Below are 3239 nucleotides of genomic sequence, written 5' to 3'. Positions count from 1 at the left end.
CACTCCCAGGGCACTGCTCTGCATCTCAATGCTGGTGCTGCAGAAATCCCCTGAACCGTCTCTTGCTGATAGCATGTTTATGAGTCTCACTGCTTTGTGGGAGCCATGCGTCATATCCAAACCGGCATTACTGTGTTTCACCGGAGCTGACTCTCCGTGATAGACAGTGGCGGCAATGGTGATTTTATCGAGTTCTTTTGGATCGACTTCAAATGGGCTCTGGTCCAGTACCGTGAAGTTGGCATACTTGCCGACATCAATGGTACCAATTTCGTTTTCCAACCTTGCGGTATAAGCTGCGTTGATAGTGATGGCTTTGAGTGCGTCTTCGACACTGATCCGCTCCAGTGGCCCAAGTGTCCTGCTGCCGGATAAGCCTATCCGGTTAACGGCTGCCCAAGCCAGGCTGAGCGGCTGCGCCGGTGCCATTGGCGCATCAGAGTGCAAAGAAAGTATGCCGCCTGCTTCAATGAACGACTGGCCTCGGGACATATTTTCCGCCCGCTCTTTCCCAATTCCATGAACACTATAAAGCTCACCCAGTATGTGCGTGTAGTAAGGGTTAACGCTGAAGTTAGCACCTTGCTCCACCGCACGGTTAATATCATCCAGGCCGGTAAAACCTAAGTGATGGTATCCGGTGCGGTGATCTTCCCGTGGCGTGTCTTTGTTTAGCGTTTCAACAATATCAATGGCGGTTTCAAACCCCAGGTCACCATTTGCATGTACAATGACAGTGTAATCGTCATTCCAGTATGGCCTCATGCTGTCTTCGAGTTCTTCCGGCTTTTGGATCCATTCACCTTCATGGCCATCGGTATAGCCATCTTTCATGTGCATCAACTGGCTATACATTGCCCCATCAGAAAATAGTTTGACGTACTTTGGCAGCCATTTGATCTGGTCAGATTCCTTGTAAGTCCGGGTTTGTTGTTCAGCCAGCGCCTTGCCTTTCTCGGCATCATTTTGCGACAGCATATAGGTAAAGTTGCCCGCAGGAATCAACCAATAGTCCATCGGAAAGGTATCCTTCATCAAGACATCAACCATTTCGTTAAACATCTCCGGTGAAAGCAGGACACCCGGGTCAATAACCGTGGTGATACCCCCTGAATGGACATAGTCTTTGCTGCGTTTAATCCCTTCGGCAAAACGTCCTGATTCAAAGAAATAGGTAAAAAGCTCGTTCATGATGGCTTTCAGACCCGTTTCGTAGGCATGACCGTTATCCCAGTTAAGCTGGGATATTTTTTTTCCCTCCCAATCGGCTTGGTTCCAGCCCAGCACCGTCAGGGCGGCGTCGTTAAAATAAACTTCGTGAAAACTGCGGTGCCATACAATAATGGGCCGTGTTTCCGAGAGTTTATTCAAGGCCGATTTGTTCATGTTCTGGCCATGAAAATAGTTATGATATCCCCAGGTAATAAGGGGTTCTCCCTCAGGTAAAGACCGTTCCAGACGAGCGAGCTGGTCGAAGTACGCTTTCTCATTTTGGACACCCTTCACATACCCCCAGGGGAATGCCCAGTCTGCGGGGGTGATAAAATCCATGCTCAGTAACAGGCTGCTCATCCAGATATGCATATGGGGCTCGACAAAGCCCGGCAGGATCGTTTTATCGAGGAATTGTGTATCAACCATCAGGTTGCTTTCATTTTTGTAGGCTTCTATCAACGCTTCTTGCTGACCGATGTTGATGATCTTGCCGTCCTGAACGGCAATGGCTGTGGGTTTGCCATTAATTGTCTCTGAAAGGGTAATGATGTCGTTGGAGACAAATACAGTGATCGGGCTGTTGAGGGGCCCATCGGGTGCCCCTACCAGTGAGCACCCGGCCAGGATGGATAATGACACTGTTAAAACGGAAACTTTAAAGATGTTTTTCATATTGTAATCTTTCAATGAAAAAGGCAGAGCACCTCTGGATGAACCACTCTGCTGAAGGCAGGGTGAAAAATAGCAATTTTTAACGGTCATGATAAATGCATTATGATGGGCAATATCAGCCATTTTACAGGTAGCAGGAGGAAGATAGATGTTCTCATACGAGCACTTAGCCGCATTTTGCGCCACGTTTGAAGAAGCCAGCTACAGTAAAGCGGCAAAGAAACTAAACAAAGATAGAACTACTGTTCGCGAACAAGTGAAGGCCTTAGAAGACAGTTTCGCAATTCGTTTGTTTACTATTGAGGGAAAGAAAGCCGTGGCAACAACCGAGGCTGATGCACTGTATCGTCAGGCAAAGGTGTTGGTTAAAAATAGTGATCTGCTCTATCGCCGAATGATCGATCGCTACAAGCAGGCACTTGAATCTCTGATTGTTTACCATGACAACCTGGTACCCAATAGCCTGATAAAAACGGTTAATCAATCGATCACAGAGCAGTTTCCCATGCTACGCCTGCATTGGTTGCATCGAAACCGGGATGAGACGCTGGATGCGTTAGTGAGCAACCAGCATTGCGTTGCCATCATGCAAAGCCGGCTTAAAAACATGCCTGAACGAACATTCAGTTTTATTAACTTGGGCACCAGTGAACAAGGTTTTTATTGCCATCCTGATCACCCACTCGCGAAACGTGATTGCATTCAAATGAATGAACTTGAATTAGCAATGCAATACTTGAGTGAAAATCACCATAATAGTAATCCTGAACTTTATTCTATTTCTAGCAATGTCCGCTTAGTGAGTAATAACGATGTACTGCTTACCCTTCTGCTTGAAGATGGATGGGCGATCCTGGAGCATTCCTTAGCTGCGCCTTTGTTGCAAAGTGGTAAGTTGGTAAATCTCAACGTTAATGAGTTGGTTAACGCTGTTCGAGTGCCTTTATCATTTTATTGTCCTCCGGAGTTAGAAAACTATCCGGAAGTCGTCGCTGTTAAATCTGTTTTGCTGGGATTCGCGAAGGATAATTTCCGGTAAGAAAACGAAAGGTTCACATTCCACGACATGAAGGCCAAAGGGGTATCCGATCACGAAGAACAATACTCAGGCCACAAGACTTTGAAAGGCAGAAAAATCTACATCAGGAAGGCCACTGTACACGACAAAAATCAGGAGTAAGCCTGCGAGATCCACTATCTTAAGATTTTTCGCTAAAAATACCTCACAATTATGGAACCCGCTGACTTACTCATTGAACATTTTAGAACCTATCTGAACTGGAACAAGTGTCGACTAAGTGTTCTTGCCTATCTTGTGCTTGGCTTGCTGGAAAAGCAGACGGTAAACTTCA

The 3239-nt window shown here is 46.4% G+C and carries 2 protein-coding genes; one reads left to right on the top strand and one right to left on the bottom strand.

Features of this window, described 5'->3' with window-relative positions:
- A partial coding sequence (locus KDK19_RS02275; protein ID WP_257291264.1) for an amidohydrolase occupies positions 1-1977 on the bottom strand: 1977 nt, incomplete at its 3' end.
- Positions 1978-2035: 58 nt separating this feature from the next.
- On the opposite strand from KDK19_RS02275, the gene KDK19_RS02270 reads away from it, so the two are divergent.
- Positions 2036-2926: a LysR family transcriptional regulator gene (locus tag KDK19_RS02270; RefSeq protein ID WP_257291263.1), complete on the top strand. Its 891-nt coding sequence runs from the start codon at positions 2036-2038 to the stop codon at positions 2924-2926.
- Positions 2927-3239 lie beyond the last annotated feature (313 nt).

The organism is Endozoicomonas sp. ONNA1 (assembly GCF_024606325.1).
GTDB lineage: Bacteria > Pseudomonadota > Gammaproteobacteria > Pseudomonadales > Endozoicomonadaceae > Endozoicomonas_A.
The sequence above is the reverse complement of the archived record's forward strand: the minus strand, read 5'-3'. Positions and strand labels throughout refer to the sequence as shown.